20 protein-coding genes and 1 CRISPR repeat array are annotated in these 20,388 nt (G+C 42.1%); of the genes, 13 read left to right on the top strand and 7 right to left on the bottom strand.

Annotated elements, in window-relative coordinates; translation table 11 throughout:
- Nucleotides 1-71 precede the first annotated feature (71 nt).
- The 10 genes from PSI23_RS08185 to gntU all read left to right on the top strand — a co-directional run bounded on the left by PSI23_RS08185 (nucleotide 72) and on the right by gntU (nucleotide 10,279).
- Nucleotides 72-350, top strand: coding sequence for an AbrB/MazE/SpoVT family DNA-binding domain-containing protein (locus PSI23_RS08185; RefSeq protein ID WP_273554630.1), 279 nt, complete (start codon nucleotides 72-74; stop codon nucleotides 348-350).
- Between the two features lie 831 nt (nucleotides 351-1,181).
- Nucleotides 1,182-1,502: a hypothetical protein gene (locus PSI23_RS08180; protein ID WP_273554629.1), complete on the top strand. Its 321-nt coding sequence runs from the start codon at nucleotides 1,182-1,184 to the stop codon at nucleotides 1,500-1,502.
- 58 nt (nucleotides 1,503-1,560) lie between these two features.
- Nucleotides 1,561-2,321: direct repeats of the CRISPR family, unit length 29 nt; unit sequence CGGTTTATCCCCGTACTCACGGGGAACAC.
- A gap of 242 nt (nucleotides 2,322-2,563) precedes the next feature.
- Nucleotides 2,564-2,869 (top strand): PTS sugar transporter subunit IIB, encoded by a 306-nt coding sequence (locus PSI23_RS08175; protein ID WP_273554628.1) that lies wholly within the window; start codon nucleotides 2,564-2,566, stop codon nucleotides 2,867-2,869.
- A gap of 24 nt (nucleotides 2,870-2,893) precedes the next feature.
- Nucleotides 2,894-4,195: a PTS sugar transporter subunit IIC gene (locus PSI23_RS08170; RefSeq protein WP_273554627.1), complete on the top strand. Its 1,302-nt coding sequence runs from the start codon at nucleotides 2,894-2,896 to the stop codon at nucleotides 4,193-4,195.
- Between the two features lie 18 nt (nucleotides 4,196-4,213).
- The gene (locus tag PSI23_RS08165; RefSeq protein ID WP_273554626.1) at nucleotides 4,214-4,561 is read left to right on the top strand and encodes a PTS lactose/cellobiose transporter subunit IIA; all 348 of its coding nucleotides are present in this window, start codon (nucleotides 4,214-4,216) and stop codon (nucleotides 4,559-4,561) included.
- A 14-nt stretch (nucleotides 4,562-4,575) separates the two neighbouring features.
- Nucleotides 4,576-5,883, top strand: a complete 1,308-nt coding sequence (locus PSI23_RS08160; RefSeq protein ID WP_273554625.1) for a 6-phospho-beta-glucosidase — start codon at nucleotides 4,576-4,578, stop codon at nucleotides 5,881-5,883.
- 66 nt (nucleotides 5,884-5,949) lie between these two features.
- Nucleotides 5,950-6,936, top strand: a complete 987-nt coding sequence (locus PSI23_RS08155) for a LacI family DNA-binding transcriptional regulator (RefSeq protein ID WP_273554624.1) — start codon at nucleotides 5,950-5,952, stop codon at nucleotides 6,934-6,936.
- A 148-nt stretch (nucleotides 6,937-7,084) separates the two neighbouring features.
- Nucleotides 7,085-8,080 carry a gluconate operon transcriptional repressor GntR gene (gntR, locus tag PSI23_RS08150; protein ID WP_273554623.1) on the top strand — a complete coding sequence of 332 codons (996 nt, stop codon included), beginning with the start codon at nucleotides 7,085-7,087 and terminating at the stop codon, nucleotides 8,078-8,080.
- 253 nt (nucleotides 8,081-8,333) lie between these two features.
- On the top strand, nucleotides 8,334-8,945 hold the full coding sequence (gene gntK / locus PSI23_RS08145; RefSeq protein ID WP_273554622.1) for a gluconokinase: 612 nt from the start codon (nucleotides 8,334-8,336) through the stop codon (nucleotides 8,943-8,945).
- The gene (gene gntU / locus PSI23_RS08140; protein WP_273554621.1) at nucleotides 8,942-10,279 is read left to right on the top strand and encodes a gluconate transporter; all 1,338 of its coding nucleotides are present in this window, start codon (nucleotides 8,942-8,944) and stop codon (nucleotides 10,277-10,279) included. The genes gntK and gntU overlap by 4 nt, the downstream gene beginning before the upstream one ends.
- A gap of 219 nt (nucleotides 10,280-10,498) precedes the next feature.
- Here the strand turns inward: gntU and PSI23_RS08135 are convergent, their stop codons facing one another.
- The 5 genes from PSI23_RS08135 to PSI23_RS08115 form a co-directional block, all read right to left on the bottom strand.
- The gene (locus PSI23_RS08135) at nucleotides 10,499-11,710 is read right to left on the bottom strand and encodes an SGNH/GDSL hydrolase family protein (protein ID WP_273554620.1); all 1,212 of its coding nucleotides are present in this window, start codon (nucleotides 11,708-11,710) and stop codon (nucleotides 10,499-10,501) included.
- On the bottom strand, nucleotides 11,697-12,833 hold the full coding sequence (locus PSI23_RS08130; protein WP_273554619.1) for an SGNH/GDSL hydrolase family protein: 1,137 nt from the start codon (nucleotides 12,831-12,833) through the stop codon (nucleotides 11,697-11,699). The genes PSI23_RS08135 and PSI23_RS08130 overlap by 14 nt, the downstream gene beginning before the upstream one ends.
- Nucleotides 12,820-14,241: an MBOAT family O-acyltransferase gene (locus PSI23_RS08125; RefSeq protein ID WP_273554618.1), complete on the bottom strand. Its 1,422-nt coding sequence runs from the start codon at nucleotides 14,239-14,241 to the stop codon at nucleotides 12,820-12,822. The genes PSI23_RS08130 and PSI23_RS08125 overlap by 14 nt, the downstream gene beginning before the upstream one ends.
- A gap of 160 nt (nucleotides 14,242-14,401) precedes the next feature.
- Entirely contained in the window at nucleotides 14,402-15,175 is a 774-nt protein-coding gene (locus PSI23_RS08120) for a protein bax (RefSeq protein ID WP_273554617.1), read from the bottom strand.
- A gap of 824 nt (nucleotides 15,176-15,999) precedes the next feature.
- Nucleotides 16,000-16,329 (bottom strand): DUF3761 domain-containing protein, encoded by a 330-nt coding sequence (locus PSI23_RS08115; RefSeq protein WP_273554616.1) that lies wholly within the window; start codon nucleotides 16,327-16,329, stop codon nucleotides 16,000-16,002.
- Between the two features lie 222 nt (nucleotides 16,330-16,551).
- Here PSI23_RS08115 and PSI23_RS08110 point away from each other — a divergent pair, with 222 nt between their 5' ends.
- A complete protein-coding gene (locus tag PSI23_RS08110) occupies nucleotides 16,552-16,674 on the top strand; it encodes a hypothetical protein (protein WP_273554615.1) in 123 nt (40 codons plus the stop codon).
- Between the two features lie 33 nt (nucleotides 16,675-16,707).
- Complete coding sequence (locus PSI23_RS08105) at nucleotides 16,708-17,454, top strand: SDR family oxidoreductase (RefSeq protein WP_273554650.1); 747 nt, start codon at nucleotides 16,708-16,710, stop codon at nucleotides 17,452-17,454.
- Between the two features lie 124 nt (nucleotides 17,455-17,578).
- Here the strand turns inward: PSI23_RS08105 and PSI23_RS08100 are convergent, their stop codons facing one another.
- Nucleotides 17,579-17,929 carry a SymE family type I addiction module toxin gene (locus tag PSI23_RS08100; protein ID WP_273554614.1) on the bottom strand — a complete coding sequence of 117 codons (351 nt, stop codon included), beginning with the start codon at nucleotides 17,927-17,929 and terminating at the stop codon, nucleotides 17,579-17,581.
- 733 nt (nucleotides 17,930-18,662) lie between these two features.
- Here PSI23_RS08100 and PSI23_RS08095 point away from each other — a divergent pair.
- On the top strand, nucleotides 18,663-19,343 hold the full coding sequence (locus PSI23_RS08095) for a tyrosine-type DNA invertase (protein WP_273554613.1): 681 nt from the start codon (nucleotides 18,663-18,665) through the stop codon (nucleotides 19,341-19,343).
- A 430-nt stretch (nucleotides 19,344-19,773) separates the two neighbouring features.
- Here PSI23_RS08095 and PSI23_RS08090 read toward each other — a convergent pair whose 3' ends face one another.
- Nucleotides 19,774-20,352, bottom strand: a complete 579-nt coding sequence (locus PSI23_RS08090) for a TerD family protein (protein WP_273554612.1) — start codon at nucleotides 20,350-20,352, stop codon at nucleotides 19,774-19,776.
- Nucleotides 20,353-20,388: the final 36 nt, after the last annotated feature.

Here is a 20,388-nt window from a genome sequence, read left to right as displayed (position 1 = left end):
AATGGTGAAAGCTCCATAGCATTATGATTTAAATCTTGATGACTTTCTTTACAGTAAAAGGAGAGATAGAAATGACTGCTGTTGTTATTCGTCAATCTGGCAGTACTAACATTATCAGCATTCCAATAATCATTATGAAAACGCTTAACTTGCATATAGGTTCGAAGTTAGACCTGTCGATTGAAGATAACAAAATTGTGCTTACTCCCATTGCAGAAAAGCTGATGTTGGAATCACTGTTAGCCGGAAGACCTAAAGAATGCTTTACGGTAACAGACGAGGATAGAGGGTGGATCGATGCTAACTATGAAACGCAGCCCTGTGTTTGTGATCTCTCGCAAGATGTTTAACCTTATCCATCAGGTGAAATTCTTAGATTTTTGGGATAGTCAGGTCAAATTTATCGAGAAAACACTTTAAGGTATTATCGATAGAGTCACTGAGTTAACGAAAGTCATCATTTCATAAAGTTTAGCATCGTACTTATGGGGAACTCTGTCGTGTTAAAAATGGATGAAATTCAATCTAATTTATAGAAGGTAGTAAGAAAAAAATAGAAGAACGAATTTGACTGCTTTATAAGCTGAAAAAATGGTAGAATTTTCCCGCTCTAAAAAGTGGTTATAAAACAGTTGGATAAAATTAGGTGTTCCCCGTACCTACGGGGATAAACCTGCATATGACTGAGCAGATTTAAAATCGTTACTAATAATTTCCATGTATTTAAATAGCGAAGTTGATTGTCAGAAATAGTCAGTTGCTTCCACAAAAACACCTGTAAGCAATTATAGGACGTTTTCTATTCCTTAGAATTTCCTGTGCCAGATTTTTCAAAACCTTTGATGCGTTTAAACGGTTTTTAACAGGATGGTATTTCTGGAAAATTTCCTTTCCAAATAATCAAAATTGACAAACTTCGTGGCTGAAAAATACTCAGTATGTTTCTAGTTGATACCTAATCCGATTATTTCCAAACTTACGAGGAATTCAACCGCGAGTAATAGGGAAAGAGGTTCCTCAAATAACTGTGATTTATTGATATGGCGTAGCGGCATTAATGACTGTTACATTCACCAACGAACCACAATACCCTCAGAAATATGGGATGTGGCTATAACTTATTGTGATTAAGAAAGTAGATACTTTGGTTTTTTCTTAAATAATATTGAGAGGGCTAAAAGATGGCTATTTACATGGTTCGTGTTGAAATTTTTGGGGCAGGCATAAGAGAATATGAATTACTTCATGAATCAATGAGGCTAATTGATTTTAATAGAAACATCAGATTTTCCGATGGTCAGATAATGGCTTTACCTACAGGAACTTATGTAGGAACCTCATTAAATACTGCGGCACAGATAAGAGATAAAGTTAAGAGATTAGCAGATCCATTATCATCAAAAGCTGCTGCTATATTTGTTTGTCAGTATAGTGAATGGGCTGCTCACTTGTACTCAGCATCAGTGTCTGCATCAGCATCAGCATTCTCATCTGAATCCTGATAGTTTTAATCTTAAGCAAGCTGGTTTCACAATAATTAGTGTGGCGACCAGCTTTTTGTGATTTATCCCCGTACTTACGGGGAACACACATTAGATAATTTCTCGCTGACACCGTTAGGCGGTTTATCCCCGTACTCACGGGGAACACTGCCACTGACTGTAACCAAACCAGTGACTGGCCGGTTTATCCCCGTACTCACGGGGAACACAGCATCAGTCTTTACAGTTACCCATCGATCTCCGGTTTATCCCCGTACTCACGGGGAACACAACCCGGGTCTGTTTTAGCGTCAAGATCGGTACGGTTTATTCCCGTACTCACGGGGAACACAATCTTCATCATATTTAAGCAATTGTGCAAAACGGTTTATCCCCGTACTCACGGGGAACACGCTCAAGGCCAATCAGGTTCTTCATTGCATCGCGGTTTATCCCCGTACTCACGGGGAACACGTACGGTGATGAAATCAAAATTACGTCTGCTTCGGTTTATCCCCGTACTCACGGGGAACACTGGTGCAAGCAGAGAGAAGCATTGTCAGTCGGAGGTTTATCCCCGTACTCACGGGGAACACTCCATGACCGGAGTTTTGGCAAAGGCAGAAGGCGGTTTATCCCCGTACTCACGGGGAACACCCCTGAAATATGGTTATTACTGTCTCTCGGTTCGGTTTATCCCCGTACTCACGGGGAACACGTGTTTTCCCTGGCTAAACAAAAATAGTAATACGGTTTATCCCCGTACTCACGGGGAACACCCCATTCCCTCCCAGCCATCGCTCCAATAATCCGGTTTATCCCCGTACTCACGGGGAACACACTAATTTTATCCAACTGTTTTATAAGAATTTTTTAGAGCGGGAAAATTCTACCATTTTTCTCTACTTATTATTTGTATTACCGATCGCATTTCATCCATTTGCTTAATTATGACTTATCAAATTGTGAGACTCCTATCGCAGCAATCGCAAAATAACCTGTTAGCCTTAACTCAAATGAGAGCGCTCTCATAATTGATTTAAGAGAAATAATAACGAGATAACAACAAAGAGAACAAAACTATGAAAACTATTTTATTGTGTTGTGCAGCAGGGATGTCTACCAGTATGTTGGTGCAACGTATGCAGTCGGAAGCTGAAAAACGGGAGCTGGAATTAGTTATCAAGGCCTTGCCAGCGATGGAGTTGGAAGCGTGTATTCATGACGCCGATGTCATTTTACTTGGGCCGCAAATTCGGTATGAGCTTGCTTGTTTTACCGCGCTGGCTGAACCGTTGGGTAAACCCATCAGCTTGATTGATATGTTGGATTATGGTGCGCTTCGCGGTGATAAGGTGTTGGATCATGCCTTGAACCTGCTGGAATAAACTTCCATCGAACGGAGTGGGTCTATGAGTATTTATGCTTCCGTGACACGTATTGTAGAAAGCCATATCGCTCCCATTGCAGGCAAAATCGGTGGCCAGCGGCATATTATAGCGATACGTGATGGTTTTATCTCCGCCCTGCCCTTTCTGATTATCGGCAGTATTATGCTGATTGTGGCTAATCCCCCTTTTGATGCTCAAACTTCATCTTCATTTGGTCAGGCTTGGCTGACGTTTTCCAAAAACCATTGGAAAACCATTACGATGCCTTTCTTTATGACGATGGGATTGATGAGTGTCTTTGTCTCCATCGGGACGGCCTATAGTCTGGCAAAGTCTTATGGATTGGATGGCTTGACTTCTGCGTTGTTGTCTTTGATGGCGTTTTTGCTGGCGGCAGCGCCGCAGGTTGAAAATAAAATGCCGCTCGACTTTCTGGGAGGGGTAGGGGTATTTACTGCGTTGATTTGCGCAATTTGGGCGGTAGAGTTGATTCGATTGCTTAAGAAATACAATATCGCCATCCGTATGCCTTCTCAGATCCCACCTGCCATTGCCCGATCTTTTGAATTGCTGTATCCCGTTATTGGTATCCTGCTGACGATGTATCCCATTAGTTTGTTGCTGCAAAGTGAGTTCAATCTGCTGCTCCCCGCTGCCGTAATGCAGGTATTTCAGCCGCTGATTGCTGTCGGAGATACATTGCCTGCCGTTATGTTGTTGGTATTGATCGCTAATTTGCTGTGGTTTGCCGGTATTCACGGCGACAATATCGTTACCGGGCTGCTTAATCCGATTTTTATGACCAATATCGCAGCCAATGCCGCGTTGATGACTCAGGGAATGGCAACAACGCAAATTCTGACCGCGCCTTATTGGTCTTTTTACGTTTGTATCGGCGGTTCAGGTTCGACACTAGTATTGGCGTTCCTTTATCTGCGCAGCCGCTCAATTCATTTGAAAACTATTGGCAAACTGAGTGTTGTGCCAGCCATGTTCAATATCAATGAACCGTTGCTGTTTGGTTCTCCGGTTGTAATGAATCCCACGTTATTGATTCCGTTGCTGCTTGTACCTCTGGTGAATGCGGTACTGGCTTATGGCGCCCTGCATTTGGATTTAGTGCAAAAGATGATAGCCATCGCACCGTGGACTGCGCCAGCCCCGATTGGCGCGTTGATTTCTGCCGCTTGGGATTATCGGGCGCTTGTGCTGGTTGGGTTATTGATGGTGATTGATTTACTGATTTGGTATCCCTTCTTCAAGGTGTATGAAAAACAGCTTTTGGCTGAAGAGCAGCAGGCACAGGTTTCGGTGAAGCAATAATTTCAGGGGGATGGACGCGTGTCTATTGATTTAAAACCGCAGGATTTTGAACAGCACATTATTGAGTTACTGGTACATGCCGGCAGTGCGCGCAGCAATGCCTTAATGGCCTTGCAACAGGCGAAAGAGGGAAATTTTCAGCAGGCAGAAGTGCTGATGGAGGAGTCTCGACAGGAAACCCGTGCCGCGCATGTTATCCAGACAAAACTGATTGGGTTAGATGAAGGGAGCGGAAAATTACCCATCAATTTGATCTCGGTTCATGCTCAAGATCACTTGATGAACGCGATGGTCATTCAAGATCTTGCCGGCAATATTATTGATCTCTATCAGCGTTTGCCAGCACCTGATCGTCAAACAGCATAAAAAGGGTGGAGTATATGAAACCGATCAAAATTGCAGTGATTGGTGGTGGCAGCAGTTATACACCTGAATTAGTTGAAGGAATTATTCAACGTATTCAAACGATCCCGCTTTCCGAATTGGCACTGGTGGATGTGGAAGCCGGGCGGAAGAAGGTGGAGATCATCGCTGGCCTGACGCGCCGTATGCTGGATCATCATGGTTTGCAGCGTGTTGCTGTTCGTGTCCACTATTCGTTGGATGAAGCGATCAAAGGAGCCAGCTTTGTCCTCACTCAGCTGCGTGTTGGTCAGCTTCCTGCCCGTGCTGCTGATGAGCGTTTGGGGTTAAAATATGGTTTGCTTGGGCAAGAGACAACGGGGGTGGGTGGATTTGCCAAAGCGTTGCGCACGATCCCGGTTTTGTTGGAGATAGCGCGTAAAGTCGAACGTCTTGCACCGGATGCATGGATCATCAATTTCACCAATCCGGCCGGGATTGTGACAGAAGCCGTTTCCCGTTATAGCAAGGCCAAGATCATCGGGTTGTGCAATGTGCCGATCACTATGCACCATGTGATCGCCAATATGTTGCAGCATCCTTATCAGAATGTTCAATTGCGTTTTGCTGGTCTCAACCATATGGTTTGGGTGCATCAGGTATTGGTGAATGGCAAGGATGAAACGGAGAAAGTGCTGGAATTGCTGTGCAACGGCGCTGAATTGACGATGAATAACATTAGGGAAGAACCTTGGCCGCCGGAGTTTTTGCGAGCATTGGGCGCGATCCCTTGTCCTTATCATCGTTATTTTTACCAAACCAATAAAATGTTGCAGAAAGAAAAAGAGAGCGCAGCGAGCAAAGGAACACGGGCGTCGCAAGTGATGCAAGTGGAGCGAGAATTGTTTGAACTGTATGCTGATCCAGCATTGGATCACAAACCTGAGCAATTGCGTTTTCGTGGTGGATCTTTCTATTCTGAGGTCGCACTGGAATTGATCTCAGCAATCCACAATAATCTTGGCACACAGCTGGTTGTCAATACGGTAAATCGCGGAGCCATTTATGGACTGCCGGATGATGCAGTGGTTGAAACTAACTGTATTGTGGATGCTCAAGGAGCACACCCTCTGGCGTTTGGTCGCTTGCCGGACAGCATGTTGGCTTTGATGCAGCAAGTGAAAGCTTTCGAACGTTTGACGATTGAAGCCGCAATGCACGGTGATCGCAAGGCTGCCCTGCTGGCATTGGTGACACATCCCTTGATTGCTGATGCCGCTCTGGATTTGTCACTATTGAACGAAGTGTTGGAAATCAATCACATGTATTTGCCAGCGTTTCAATAAAATAGACACAGAAAAAATAGGCACAGAAAACAGGAACAGATTCATTTGGAATTACAAGGAAAAAGCATGGTAACACTGGAAGATGTGGCTGCTTGCTCTGGTGTTTCCCGCGCCACGGTATCACGGGTTGTCAATGGCGATAAAAATGTGAGGGCGACGACACGCGCCAAAGTGGAGAATGCGATTGTGGAGTTGGGATACAGTCCCAATCTGGCGGCACGTGAATTGGCATCCAATCAGAGTAATACTCTGGGTTTAGTGACGACGTCCTATCGTGGCGGTTTTTTCGGTGCTTTGATGGATAGCATCCAGACAGAAGCAGAGTTGCATGGCAAACAGCTTTTGGTTACGCAGGGGAGAAATAGTGCAGAAAATGAATGGCAGGCTATTACTCACCTGCACAGTTTGCGCTGTAATGGAATGATTCTACATGTACGCGCCATCAGCGATGATAAATTACGGCAACTTGCCCATGCAGGGTACTCTTTTGTGTTGCTGGATCGTTTGGTGGCAGGGCTGGAATCGCGTTGTGTCATGTTTGATCACCATAAGACCAGTTATCTCGCAACTCAGACATTAATTGAGTATGGACATACTCGTATCGCCTGTATCAGTGGCCCTTTATCCCGAAACCCAAGCCAGCAGCGTCGTCAGGGATTTTTGGATGCTATGCAGGATGCGGGATTACAGCCAGTTGCCTGTTTGGAAAGAGAGTATGATCTGCAAAGTGGCTACCGACAAACCCGCTCTATTTTAGCGGTGTCTTCTTTGGTAACGTCACGGCCTGATGTCCTGTTTTTCTGTAGTGAAGAAATGGCCCTTGGTGCACTGCTGGCGATTACTGAACAGGGTTTGAATGTTCCCGAAGATATTTCTATTATCTGTTATGACAGTGGTGAACGTGCGGCATTTATTCATCCTGCATTGACCAGTGTCCATTTTCCCATCACAGATATGGCGCGTTTTGCCACATGTTTGCTGCTTGAACCCGATAAGCAGCACCCCGCATTTACACCTCAAATTATTTATCGAAATTCACTCAAGCGCGTGTAAGTCATCACAATTTCAAAAATTGTTAATAAACGAGATGAGAGTGTGTTGGCATTTTTCACTAAAAAGCATGTTGTTATGCTGTATAAATATGTTAAAACCGAGTGATATTCATCTGTATTTATCAATAATTGATTGCATTACATTCAAAATGAAGAAAAAACGCCCAGCTTTACAAGATGTTGCAGACCTCGTTGGGGTCACCAAAATGACGGTCAGCCGTTTTTTACGTAATCCAGATCAGGTTTCTGAAGCATTGGGAAAACGAATCGCGGAAGCTGTGGAGCAACTTGGTTACATCCCTAATCGCGTGCCAGATATTCTTTCCAATTCCACTAGTCGTACAATAGGCGTTTTACTTCCTTCATTGACGAATCAGGTCTTTGCCGAAGTTATTCGTGGCATCGAGCAAGTGACTGATTGCAATGGATATCAAACCATGCTCGCCCACTATGGTTATTCTGCCCAGAAAGAAGAGAAACGTTTGCTTTCTCTGCTTTCTTACAATATTGATGGCCTGATTCTGGCGGAGCGCACGCATACACCCAAGACGTTGAAAGTGTTGCAGACAGTCGGCATTCCTGTGGTCGAACTGATGGACAGTGTATCACCTTGCCTTGATATTGCCGTTGGGATCGATAATTTTGAAGCAGCACGTCAGATGACGATGGCGATAATCGAACGTGGCCGCAAGAACGTGATTTATCTCGGTGCAAGGCAGGATGAGCGGACGCTGATCCGTTTGCAGGGGTTTGAAATGGCAATGCGCAGCGCCGGGCTTCAACCGAAAAAAATGATGACGCCAGCCAGTTCATCCTATTCATTGGGAACGCAGCTTTTACAAGAAACCTGTCAGAAATATCCTGAAGTTGATGGCCTGTTTTGTACGAATGATGATATCGCCATCGGGGCTATTTTTGAGTGTCAGCGACAGGGGATCAAAGTGCCGGAAGAGATTGCAGTAGCCGGATTCCATGGTCATGACATCGGTCAGGTAATGACGCCAAAACTTGCCAGCGTGTTGACTCCTCGTGAGCTAATGGGACGCAAGGCCGCAGAATCCCTGCTTGCTCGTTTGAAGGGAGAAAAGCTGGAACAAACTCTGATCGATGTTGGATTTACCCTTTCATTGGGCGAAAGCGTTTAATAGATGAAAGTGTTTAATTTTTGTAGCTCAAAATGATGCTTTCCCATCTTCAATTGCGATAAGCCTCACATTTTCCTTTTTTGTCGATCTTGATTGATTGCTCACCATCCTGCGCTGCTGTTAATGTTACCGGTAATAAGTTACCGGTAACATTTTTGTGGGTAATATTTTATAGATAATATTTCATAGCCAAAAGTTTGCAGGTAAGTCACAGAGATCACTAGGCAGTAAGATCTGCATAAAGGAGTTTGATATGAGTGATACCCAACAACCAAACCATGTTTTTGTATTGATGGGGGTATCCGGCAGCGGTAAATCCGCGGTTGCCAGTGGTGTTGCCCGTGAATTGGGGGCTGCGTTTCTGGATGGAGACTTCCTTCATCCCCGCGCCAATATTACCAAAATGGCACAGGGCCACGCTTTGGATGATGATGATCGTCAGCCGTGGTTGAAGGCACTCAATGATGCCATTTTTGCCATGCAGCGTACCAATCCTGCCTCTCTGCTTGTGTGTTCTGCCTTGAAAAAAAGTTATCGGGATATGCTGCGTGATGGCAATAAAAATCTGTCATTCCTCTATATGAAAGGGGATTTTGATTTAATCGAAAGCCGTCTGAAAGCACGCAAAGGACACTTTTTCAAACCGCAAATGCTGATCTCGCAATTTGAGACACTGGAAGAGCCGACCAGTGATGAAAAAGATGTCCATCATATTGATATCAAACCTGATCTTGAGGATGTCATCAAAAATGCGATTAAAGCCATTGAACATATTCAATCCATCAATCATGCAGAAGCTATTGATCATTTAGAAACTATTGATCATATAGAAACCGTTGATCGTATCAGCGAGGGGCATTCATGAGTACGTTAACTCTGGTTCTGACATCTGTTGGTTCTGTTCTCCTATTATTGTTTCTGGTGATGAAAGCCAGAATGCATGCTTTTATTGCCTTGATGTTGGTTTCTATGGGGGCGGGAATTTTTTCTGGTATGCCACTGGAGAAAATCACCCAGACAATGCAAAACGGCATGGCAGGTACTTTGGGTTTCCTTGCCGTTGTTGTGGCTCTTGGTGCGATGTTTGGCAAGATCTTGCATGAAACAGGGGCCTTAGACCAGATTGCCGTCAAACTGCTGGGGGGCTTTGGCGAAAAACGGGCTAACTATGCATTGGGTATGGCTGGGCTTATCTGTGCATTACCACTGTTTTTTGACGTGGCAGTCGTATTGTTGATTGGCGTGGTATTCGCCGTTGCGCGTCGCACCGGCGGCAATGTCGTTAAACTGGCGCTCCCATTGTTTGCAGGTGTTGCGGCCGCTGCCGCGTTTTTGGTTCCGGGGCCAACTCCGATGATGCTGGCTTCCCAGATGGGAGCAGATTTTGGCTGGATGATCCTGATCGGCCTGAGTGCCGCAGTTCCCGGTATGTTACTGGCTGGCCCGCTATACGGTAACTTTATCAGCAAATATGTGACGCTGGATTTACCGAAAGATCTGAGCACACCAAGCATTGGCAAAAGCCAGATGCCTTCCTTTGGATTCAGTCTGGCGTTGGTGCTGTTCCCATTGGCGTTGGTTGGTTTGAAAACCATTGGGGCACGTTTTGTTGATCAACAATCTACGCTATACCATTGGCTGGAATTTATTGGCCATCCTTTCACGGCGATTTTGATCGCTTGTCTGGTGGCGATTTACGGTCTGGCGATCCGTCGCGGCATGAGTAAAGAAAAAGTGATGGATGTCTGCTCTGCGGCAATTCAACCGGCGGGGATTATCCTGCTGGTAACGGGTGCTGGTGGTGTATTCAAACAAGTACTGGTGGATTCTGGTGTTGGCCCTGCGTTGGGTAATGTCTTGATCGGTGCTGGCCTGCCAATCGCACTGGCGTGTTTCATTCTGTCGGGGGCGGTGCGTGTGATTCAGGGTTCAGCAACTGTGGCGTGTTTGACCACGGTGGGGCTGGTTCTGCCTGTGATTGGTGAGCTGGGCTATTCCGGTGCGCAAATGGCGGCGTTGTCAGTGTGTATTGCCGGTGGTTCTTTGGTGCTTAGCCATGTGAACGATTCCGGTTTTTGGCTGTTCGGTAAATTTACCGGCGCGACAGAAGCGCAGACCCTGAAAACGTGGACGATGATGGAAACCATTCTCGGTACAACCGGCGCAATTGTTGGCATGATCTATTTTGCAATGCTGTAATATATTAAAGTCTTTTTAAGTAATTTTTAACGGCACCTTAGGATGGTTAAGGTGCCGTTTTATATTACTCCTGTCCTGTGCTATCCACGTTCACTTGCTGCTAATTGAAAATCTCTGAAGGACGGGGATATAAGGCGCATCAGATAAATTTCATTTCCTGCTCGTTTTACCGACGGCAATCACTAATAAAATAATAACATTATCATTGAGTTCGTATCTTTATTGTTCAACCAAACCCATAAACTGCTTGTAAAGCGCTTCGGCACTGCGTTCATAACCGGCTGCGGAGAGATGAACATAATCAGGACGTGCGAGGTTTTGCTGTTGCCATCCTCTGACTGAACATGGTCCGCCCATATATCCCCGCCAATCCCAGAGTAGAGTGCGCTGCTTTTTGGCAACAGTTTGCTGAATCTGAATCACGTTATCAAGCAGGGCAGGTTGTTGTTCACTACAACTTGCCGCGGTTTTGTTCTTCAGTGAATCATTCGGCCCAATCAACAGGATAACGGCTTGCGGTATTGCCTTACGAATGTCTTGTACTTTGGATGTCAGGTCTTTTTGGTAAGTGGCCAGATCCAGCGAATCGTTAAAGGCTTCATTGGTGCCATAGGCAAGGATCACCATATCCGGTTTCATCTGAGCCAGTGTCTCAATCCATTGCGGTTGCCATTTATCCAGCATATTAATGGTAGCGCCATTAATGCCCAATGCGGATAACATAACACCGGGGTTTTGACGTTTTACCAGCCAGCCGCCAATTTTCAATTTCGTATCCTGTGGATGGAGATTGATTGGGAAACTGACCGCCTGTTCTGGTGAGAAACGCCATTCACTTTGTGTCGCAGGTAAATTCATTGTGGTAAATGGTGTTTTGATTTGAACCGCATTGTAGGATTGATAGAGCGCACTTAACCAGTATTTACCGTGGGCAGAGGAGGAATCGAGTTGTATTGTGCTGTTGCTACTTTCCGGAATAGCAATAAATCCCCCCAGAGGGTAATCCGCCCGATTGTCCTTGCGGCTGCTTGAAAGCCACCAGCCGGTTTTATCCTCAGCGAATTGCACTGAGGCGTTACGCTGGCCGGGAATGCTCATTGGGGGAATAAATCCCGGCCCTGCATCACCATAATGATTCTGCAATAAACTACGCAACTTACCGGTAAAGAAATCGGCAGCAGTATGTGAATCCCCCAATTGCACAAAATGGAGCTGGAGAGTATCGCTGTGGCGCAATTTATCCGCCAATAGCGCGAGATTGGGATCACCAAAATCCGTCAATTGTTGCTGACGATTTATTTGTATTGTTTGGAGTTCTGATGAAGGCTTGGATTTTTTTCCTTGGCACGATAATAGGCTCACGGAGAGCGCGATAACCAGACTTGCACCCATTATCCGATAAAATCCACGGAACATGCTAAATGGTTGCATCTTCTTTTACTGGCTCCTGAATAAATGTGATCAATGAAAATAGATAATCCGCGATGGTTTGTTGCCCTTTCAAACTGAAATGAATACCGTCTCCACTGCGGAGTTTGATTGTACTACTGCCATCGCCAACATAGTCTGAATAATTACCGGATTGATATTTGAACATATCATTAACCGCAACATAGATCTCCCCCATTTTTTCCATTTCTGTTTGATATAATTTATTGAGGTAAACCATACTGCTGGAGAGTTTTTTCTGACGCATATTTGGCGGACCAACCCAAATGATATCGACCTTATGTTGGCGCGCATCATTTAAGATAGTTTCAATTCTTTGGCGATAAAGTTTCTCCCAATTTTCACTGGCGAATTTCAAATAAGGGCCTCCGCGTCTTGACGGCATATCCCACGGATCATTTGGGCCTAAAAACACCACCACTAACTTAATATCAGAGTTGGTTCTCAAGGCATCGCTGATGGTTCTTGGCCAATCAAAGAAGCCAGGATAAGATAATCCGGTACTCTGCTTACTTAAGTTAATGCTGGAAATGCCATATTCCTGAGACAACCGACGTTTTAAATGTGGGGCTACTCCCTGCATCATCGAATCACCGGCAAATAGCACTTTATCTTTTGCGCTCAGACTGACGTGGGTTTTCTGGACAATTTCAGTAACAGGGTTGTCAGTTGGGTTAGTGGGCAGCAAGAAAGGCTGAACGAGCTTAATGTCTTTGTTCAGCAGTTCAGGAAAGGTAAAAGAGAGATTTTCGATGGGATACAAGTATCCTTTCAGAAAGCGCAGACCAACCTGAAATTCAGGGGGAAATACTGTCCGGCTGTTATCGTCATTAATGGCTGATGATGAAGTATCCTGATATTTACCCCTCGCATATGCCATAAAAGTCTCACTGGCAGCAATAGCGCCTTGTTGCATATTATTTCCCAAATCCCACAATGGCTCTCCCTTGAGAGATGCCCAAGGACTATTGCGGTGATATTTCTGTTGCCAGAAGTTATTTAGGGAATTCTGATTCAGCCAGATTAGCATCAAACTGGTCAAGGTCACGATACAAATCACTTGTCCGACTTTTTTAAAATTAGGTGTAAATTCAAAAGTTGGCATAGATAAATCCTGGCATTCCTGAAGGTGACAAAATAAATACCAAAGTAAGGATCAGGGCTAAGGGAATTGGGTAATAAACCCAGGAGATCAGACCATGATTTTTTTCAATTTGGTTTTTGAGATTCACTAACCAGGGATAGATAATAAAGAATCCCCAGAAAACCATTAATAGAGAACCACTGGATAACAAGGATACAAATATTTCGCCAGAGAACAGTTGATTTAATACCGCCAGAGCATCATTAAATGTCGGGCTACGGAAAAAGATCCATGCAAAACAGACAAAATGGAATGTCACCACGCGGGATAAGAATAATAAAATGGGATTCTTGGCTTGTGGTTCATTGTGTTTCTTGGAAACAGAAAACAGGGCATTTTTAATATTTTGCAGAATTAAACCTAAACCATGAATAGCGCCCCAAATAATAAAACCAAGGCCGACACCGTGCCATAAACCAGAAATCACCATGGCTGTGAACATATTCAGGTTTTTGCGGTATACGCCTTTTTTGTTCCCGCCCAATGGAATGTAGACATAGTCGCGGATGAAAGTTGACAGGCTGATATGCCAGCGTCGCCAGAATACTTGTAAGTTTTCGGCAAGATAAGGGGAATCGAAATTGCGTGGCACTTTGAAGCCTAACAGCAGGGCGATGCCAGTGACAAGGTCGGTATAGCCGGAAAAGTTAAAGTAGATATTCCAGGCATAAGCATAAATTGCTACAAGAACTTGTCCTGCATGATGGCTGGTCGGATCTTCAAAGACGGGATTCACAAAATATTCAGAGAGCGTAGAGCTGAGCAAAAAGAGTTTTGCGATAGCGAGTGCAATTAATAACAGCGCCTTCAGTGGTTCAAGAATAATTCTGGATGCTGCCTGAATCTGTGGCATGAAATCTTTGGCCCGATTAATTGGTCCGGCGACGATGCCGGGAAAAAAGCAAAGATACAAAATGACATCAGGCAATGGTGCGGCGGGTAGCTCTTTCTTGCACACTGATACGACATAGCTGACCGAATGGAACGCATAGAATGACAGACCCAGCGGCATCAATAATTCAAGTACAGGCAGTTCCACGCTGATCCCAACATTGACCAATGCTTGTTGAATTGCCTCTTGGAAGAAAGAGTAATATTTGAAAGCCGTGAAACAGCCGAGAATCCCGAATGTCAGTAGAGTGAATATAACTTTATTCGATAAATAACGGCTGAGAATATTCGCCAAAAAGTAAATAAATAGGGTATAGGAGAATAAAATGTAGGCGAACTTTGCTGCAAAAGAGAATAAAAATAAATAGCTAACTAAAATTAACACGCCATTCTGTAGCCGGGGAGCTTTTTGTAAAAGCCAATAGACAACCAGCAGAATAACAAACGATCCAAGAAACTCAAAAGAGAAGAAATTCATATCAGGCTCTGGCTAATCATTTATCGTTGGGAGAAAGAATGTAATTCTGACGTGCATTATAGTATGGAATTTGCCTATGTTTACAGTAGGCAATATAAAGATAGGTTATAAAAAAAGAATCCACCTTGTAATTAATACAAAATGGATTATCGGGAGTGTGTTATTGAATAGCCAATTCCTGAGCCTGTGAGATCAGCTGCCTATTGACATTAAATACTCGATGTAAATAGCGATTATAGTCAGCACCCAGTTCAGAATAACCATTGAGATTATCGATCAGCTTACTGGTATTCAGTGGCTCCTGTGTTGTCCTCTGCTTTGCACGTGAAGAACGCAATGACTCATAAGCACGATGTGTATTCAGATTCTTCATATAGGCAATGACAGAAGCATTAATAGTCAGATAAGCTGAATAACCTTTGACTTTTCCTTTAGTTCTGCCGCAAGAGCTACAACGCATCCCAAACAGATTATTATTCTTTTTGGCAAGTTCTGACGTTCCCCAACCTGATTCAGCGGCTGCTTGTGTGGCAACGAAATGGGTAGGGATAATGTCAACCCGACTTAGCAATTTCTTCCAATTGAACTGTTTTGGTGAATTGCAGGTCATTTTGTAATCCATGCAGATCTTTTTTAATCGATGACTATCCTGTACAGACCAATGATGATTTTTTTGGTGTGTCAGGAGCCATTTGCGGTCTTGCATAATCTTCTGATTATGTTGATCAATTACAGGGACAATAATATTTAAAAACGCTTTCTTCCGAGGTGTACCTGAAGGGTATTTTCGCAAATCAGGCAAATTTACTGGCATGCCATTGTGAGAATACTCTTGCATTTTCGAGGTACTGGTCGAGGCATGGCTCAGACCGGTAAAGATTAATGAGATAAAGAAAGCGAAGACCGCACTTGTCCTCATCATTAGAGAGGGCATTTGCTTCTCCTCGTTTTATTACTCTGGATAAAAAACAAACGAATATTAACAGAGCAAACAATATATAGCTACTATTATTCGTCATTCATAAGTTTCGTTTCTATAACGAATGTTAGCACCCTACGGACAAATATCTATATTTTTCACTTCGTATGGTAAATTATTGTAATAATTATTATGATTTTATCTGGCGAACAATGTTGGATATATGATGATTTATAGTGTTATATTGATTTTTCAAACAGTTTCATTTATCGCTGATTACTGAATAACTTAATGTTATTTAATTGAAATTTATTTGCCTTGCTTTATTCTTATTAGAGTACGAATTTTTTCTTTATTACAGTTATCATAAGGAACTTTGTTGTTTATATTCGTTTATCTATTTTTGTGGTTAATTTTTCATTAATTATCTGAGTTTCAGTGTCGTAATATAGTGTGATTATATTATTAATAATGTTTTTTACTTATGTGACCGATGAGGAAGAAAAATTTATAATCCATCTTTCAAGTCACATTTGACACAGCGTTATTTTATATCAGGGGGTTGATATTTCATGTGAAAATAAAATAATTTTATAGTTGTAATAAATTTACATCCCATAATATAAGATGAAGAAAACATGCAAATTAATATCATAAAAGGCATCGTAAAGACGAAGAAAATGACTAGAGTATAATATCAGGCAAGAAAATCACCATTAGTCATTTCTCGTTCTAGGGAAAAACAACATAATATTCAGTGAAAAAACGCGATAACTATCAGAAAATAATTAGGGAGCCTAAACTCCCTAATTGTGCATAATGGACAATTAACTAAAATATCACAGCCACTTAGAAACACCGCCGTGGCGAGAGCAGACCCCTTTGCGGGATTTACTCTTGCTATAAGTCCCGTCTTTACAAAGAGCCGTATTGGCTCCTCTTTTTACTGATTTATTTTTCTTCTTTGACGCTTTTTGTTTTTTTGCCTTTTTGCTTACTTTCTTCTTTAACGAATTAGTTTTATTTTTTGCTGTCTTAACATCATATTTTACTGCCGTTGCTATTTTTGGTGCAGCTTCGGCTGAGGTTGATACTGCTGGCGCTGCAAGCGTTGCACTTGAAAACAACACCAGTAATGCTGCAACTGATAACTTCAAGCTTTTCATCATATATTTCCTCTGATTAGAGTACTGAAACCCGAAATCTACTCTTGCAGTTTGGAGTATAGTTTTGAATGTTATGATTGCAAATTTAACATAGGGAGTATTTCTATTTTTCTAGAGAACGTATTTGTATTTCTTTTTAGAATAAGTGATTATGTTTTGGAGGTATTATATTTTATATATTTATAATTGTTTGTTTTTAATTCTTCTATTCAGAGCTTGTAAGAGATGGCTGCGGCATTCAGTGAAATGCACCAGAATCTGCTGAATAACAATGTTGATGATTTGATGACTGATTTAAAATCGATGAGCCAATTAGTGCGTGCTCAAGGTTTTGATGTGAAAAAATAACACCGCAAATGGGGGAATGGCATTGTGAAAATAATGCAAAAAGTCACGATCATTACAGGTGGTTCCCGTGGCATTGGCAAGGCCACGGCACGTTGTTTAGCAACGCAGGGGCATCATATCTGTATTGGTTATCGTAACCGTGAAGATAGAGCTTATGAAGTTGTGGATATGATCCGCGCTCTTGGGCAGTCAGCAATTGCGGTTCAGGTCGATATAGCAGATGAAAAACAAGTGATGACGTTATTCCAAAGGACGGAAAAAGAGTTGGGATATATTTCTGGGTTAGTGAATAATGCCGGAATATTAAAGCCTCAAGCCACTATTGAACAGTTGACGGCAGAGCGGTTGAATGAAATTTTCGCAACCAATGTCACTGGGGCTTTTCTCTGTGCACGTGAGGCGATCAAGAGAATGGCTTTGCGTCATGGTGGGCAAGGTGGCGTGATCGTTAATGTTTCATCTGCCGCCGCCAGACTGGGTTCTCCCCATGAATACGTTGATTATGCGGCATCGAAAGGTGCCATTGATACGATGACAATCGGGCTGGCGCAAGAAGTAGCGGCACAGGGTATTAGGGTCAATGCTGTGCGTCCTGGATTCATTTATACTGAAATGCATGCCGATGGTGGAGAGCCTGGGCGAGTTGAGCGAATCAAAGATTCCTTACCGATGAAACGAGGAGGGCAGCCGGAAGAAGTTGCTCAGGCCATTGCATGGCTGTTGTCTGATGAATCATCATATGTTACCGGCAATTTCATTGACTTAGCGGGTGGGAAATAGGTTATAGGGTTTGAAGTGCCGTTTCGAATAACGCGTCTTTAATATTAGGAAACATTAAAAGCCGGAATTCTGCTTAATATTTTCCGGCTAATTGATGGAAGGTTATTTTTTAATGACAATGCTTTTAAGCCAGCATTTCCATCAATTTAGGCTTAAGAACAATCTTACCGGGTTCCATTTCAATGTTAATAGGTTGTTCCACTAAGTTGCTGATGGTTAGCCAATCTCCTGCAATATAAAGTTCACCATTTTCACGAATACTATCGATTCCTTCGTATGGGTTATCTTCTACTTCATTGATCAAACTAACTAAGTCTGCGTTGGGATCAACGAGGGAGATAATAACGCCATTGGAAAACTGTGAGATATGAAATAATTCATTCGCGGTAAATCCAGCATCGCTGAGTGTACTACCATTCAGTATTAATTCTGGGATACCAATGTCAGTCTGGCAAAATGAAACATGAAGGCTCATTTGTACGTTCCTTGTGTTATTGGGATATACAGCGATACTCTATCAGCACTTCGCCCGAACTGCACCGCGAATTCATACGTGTTTTTCATCTGTATCGCATTCATTGGTTAAGAATCGATGTCTACCCTAGCGGTTAGTTGGCTAATATGCCATCGGTAATGTTACTCTTTGCGAAGCAACTCGCAAAAAATAACTGTATATTTATCCATTTTGAAATACCTATCTAAAATTCGAATAAGTAAGAATTTGGTAAATATTTATGTGATTTTTGGGATTATCAAATATATAGATTATTTAATAGTTAAATGATGTTTTTATTTTTATAATCAATAAATTTCAGATAGTTACTTTTCTGTTTATACTAATTAACCTGACTGTAATCATACTGTCATATTTATGACATAAATTGGTCATGTCATTGTCATTTACTTCTTCACTAATATCTTATTTAATTCATTATCAGCGTGAAGAGGTATATTGATATAATTTTACTTAATTATTATTTTGGATGGCTAAAAGCGATTTTTTGATTGTTTTTATTATCGAATTATTTAATAAATTTTAATATAATTGCTTTATAAAAGGCAAAGAAAATATAAATTTTTCATATAATTTGTTCTGTTTTTATAATTTTATTGTGTTTTTTGTGTCATTGGGAGCTTAAGATGGTTTTTTATAAAAATGATTTTAATTATAAGAGAAGATAACTAACTACCACAGAGAGTCATACACTATGTTAAAGCGTAAATATTTAACTCAATCTGAAATTGAACAACTATTGGCTGAATTAGAAAAAGGTGCTAATGCAGAGCGTAATATCTGCATGCTTTTTATGGGTTTTATTCACGGTTTTCGCGTTTCTGAACTATTGGGGCTGCGTATGTCTGATGTGGATCTGCGTGACCGGAGCTTGAGCGTTAATCGTTTGAAAAATGGTTTTTCCACTATCCATCCCATGGTTTCCCGGGAAATTCAATTATTGCGTAAGTGGTTAAGTGTGCGTAAAAAACTTGAGAGGTTCGGCAAGAGTGAATGGTTGTTTATTTCCAGAACTGGTGAGCCTTTATCACGGCAACAGTTTTATAAGATCATTAGGAACACAAGCATCAAGGCAGAAATTGCGATTTGCGCGAATCCGCACATGTTGCGTCACTCTTGTGGTTATGCATTAGCGGATAATGGCGTCGATACTCGATTGATTCAAGACTATTTAGGTCATCGTAATATTCGTCATACAGTCAGGTATACCGCGAGTAATGCGGGGCGCTTTGATGGAATTTGGCGGGCAAGAGGGAAGCGAAAAAGGGTTACATTTAGTACCAAACTGTTAACCAATAAATCATCTCATTTTTTCAACTCCATTTATCTACATCCAACCTATAAAAATCAAAGCAACTCTTTGATTTATCCTTAAAAAATAGTTATCCATTTAAAAATCTCCTTTCTCTTTTTCCTCATCATAATTTTTCGATTTTTTCATTATGTTGAACAAAAATTTAAATTGCTCGATATCGAAAGCGGTATAATTTAACATTGTCAATTATGTTGGAAGAATAAACCAACATGATGTTAAAAATTAGTTTAATCATCTTGTGTTAACAGTTTGGTACTAAATGTTAACTTTTAAGTCGGGAAGATGCACTGTCAATTAGATAAGATTTGAGGTTATTTTCTTTGAGTTATTTGGATGATGATATTTATTAGTTAATAGATGCCTTTATTTAACAAGCTAATAAAAAAGCCCTGCTGAATAATATAAGCAGGGCTTTTAACTTCAATATATTAACTTCAGTATGTTAACTTATATATTCATACTGAAATATTTATATTGAATAATATCTAAATTAAGCAGCATTGATACCATACTGTGCACAAACAGAAGCCAGACCACCAGCGTAACCTTGACCTACTGCACGGAATTTCCATTCTGTGTTGTGGCGATACAGTTCACCGAACAGCATAGCGGTTTCAGTAGAAGCATCTTCAGTCAGATCATAACGGGCGACTTCAACTTGAGTATCATCGTTAACCAGACGAATAAATGCACCGGAAACTTGACCGAAACTCTGGCTACGAGTTTGTGCGTCATGGATAGTGACAACAAACACCACTTTGTCTACGTCAGCAGGAACTTGATCCAGTTTGATTTTCAGTGATTCGTCATCGCCATCGCCTTCACCGGTACGGTTGTCGCCAGTGTGCATAATGGAACCATCAGACGATTTCAGATTGTTATAGAAAATGAAATCCGCATCACCGCGTACTTTTCCGTTTGCCGCCAGTAGGAAAGCTGATGCGTCAAGGTCAAAGTCCTGTCCGTCAGTCGAACGAGCATCCCAACCGAGACCGATCAGAACATTTTTCATGCCTGGCGCTTCTTTGCTTAGAGAAACGTTACCACCTTTAGAGAGAGATACACCCATTGTTATTTCCTCATTTTGTTACATCGTGTTAATTGA

The sequence above is a fragment of the Xenorhabdus yunnanensis genome, assembly GCF_028598805.1.
Taxonomy (GTDB): Bacteria; Pseudomonadota; Gammaproteobacteria; order Enterobacterales; family Enterobacteriaceae; genus Xenorhabdus; species Xenorhabdus yunnanensis.
Note: the sequence above shows the minus strand (reverse complement) of the source record. Positions and strands in the feature narration are given on the sequence as shown.

Coding starts and splice junctions, on each gene's coding strand:
- PSI23_RS08185 (WP_273554630.1), top strand. CDS start 72: ATGACTGCTGTTGTTATTCGTCAATCTGGCAGTACTAACATTATCAGC.
- PSI23_RS08180 (WP_273554629.1), top strand. CDS start 1,182: ATGGCTATTTACATGGTTCGTGTTGAAATTTTTGGGGCAGGCATAAGA.
- PSI23_RS08175 (WP_273554628.1), top strand. CDS start 2,564: ATGAAAACTATTTTATTGTGTTGTGCAGCAGGGATGTCTACCAGTATG.
- PSI23_RS08170 (WP_273554627.1), top strand. CDS start 2,894: ATGAGTATTTATGCTTCCGTGACACGTATTGTAGAAAGCCATATCGCT.
- PSI23_RS08160 (WP_273554625.1), top strand. CDS start 4,576: ATGAAACCGATCAAAATTGCAGTGATTGGTGGTGGCAGCAGTTATACA.
- PSI23_RS08155 (WP_273554624.1), top strand. CDS start 5,950: ATGGTAACACTGGAAGATGTGGCTGCTTGCTCTGGTGTTTCCCGCGCC.
- gntR (WP_273554623.1), top strand. CDS start 7,085: ATGAAGAAAAAACGCCCAGCTTTACAAGATGTTGCAGACCTCGTTGGG.
- gntK (WP_273554622.1), top strand. CDS start 8,334: ATGAGTGATACCCAACAACCAAACCATGTTTTTGTATTGATGGGGGTA.
- gntU (WP_273554621.1), top strand. CDS start 8,942: ATGAGTACGTTAACTCTGGTTCTGACATCTGTTGGTTCTGTTCTCCTA.
- PSI23_RS08135 (WP_273554620.1), bottom strand. CDS start 11,710: ATGCAACCATTTAGCATGTTCCGTGGATTTTATCGGATAATGGGTGCA.
- PSI23_RS08130 (WP_273554619.1), bottom strand. CDS start 12,833: ATGCCAACTTTTGAATTTACACCTAATTTTAAAAAAGTCGGACAAGTG.
- PSI23_RS08125 (WP_273554618.1), bottom strand. CDS start 14,241: ATGAATTTCTTCTCTTTTGAGTTTCTTGGATCGTTTGTTATTCTGCTG.
- PSI23_RS08120 (WP_273554617.1), bottom strand. CDS start 15,175: ATGCCCTCTCTAATGATGAGGACAAGTGCGGTCTTCGCTTTCTTTATC.
- PSI23_RS08115 (WP_273554616.1), bottom strand. CDS start 16,329: ATGATGAAAAGCTTGAAGTTATCAGTTGCAGCATTACTGGTGTTGTTT.
- PSI23_RS08110 (WP_273554615.1), top strand. CDS start 16,552: ATGGCTGCGGCATTCAGTGAAATGCACCAGAATCTGCTGAATAACAAT.
- PSI23_RS08105 (WP_273554650.1), top strand. CDS start 16,708: ATGCAAAAAGTCACGATCATTACAGGTGGTTCCCGTGGCATTGGCAAG.
- PSI23_RS08100 (WP_273554614.1), bottom strand. CDS start 17,929: ATGAGCCTTCATGTTTCATTTTGCCAGACTGACATTGGTATCCCAGAA.
- PSI23_RS08095 (WP_273554613.1), top strand. CDS start 18,663: ATGTTAAAGCGTAAATATTTAACTCAATCTGAAATTGAACAACTATTG.
- PSI23_RS08090 (WP_273554612.1), bottom strand. CDS start 20,352: ATGGGTGTATCTCTCTCTAAAGGTGGTAACGTTTCTCTAAGCAAAGAA.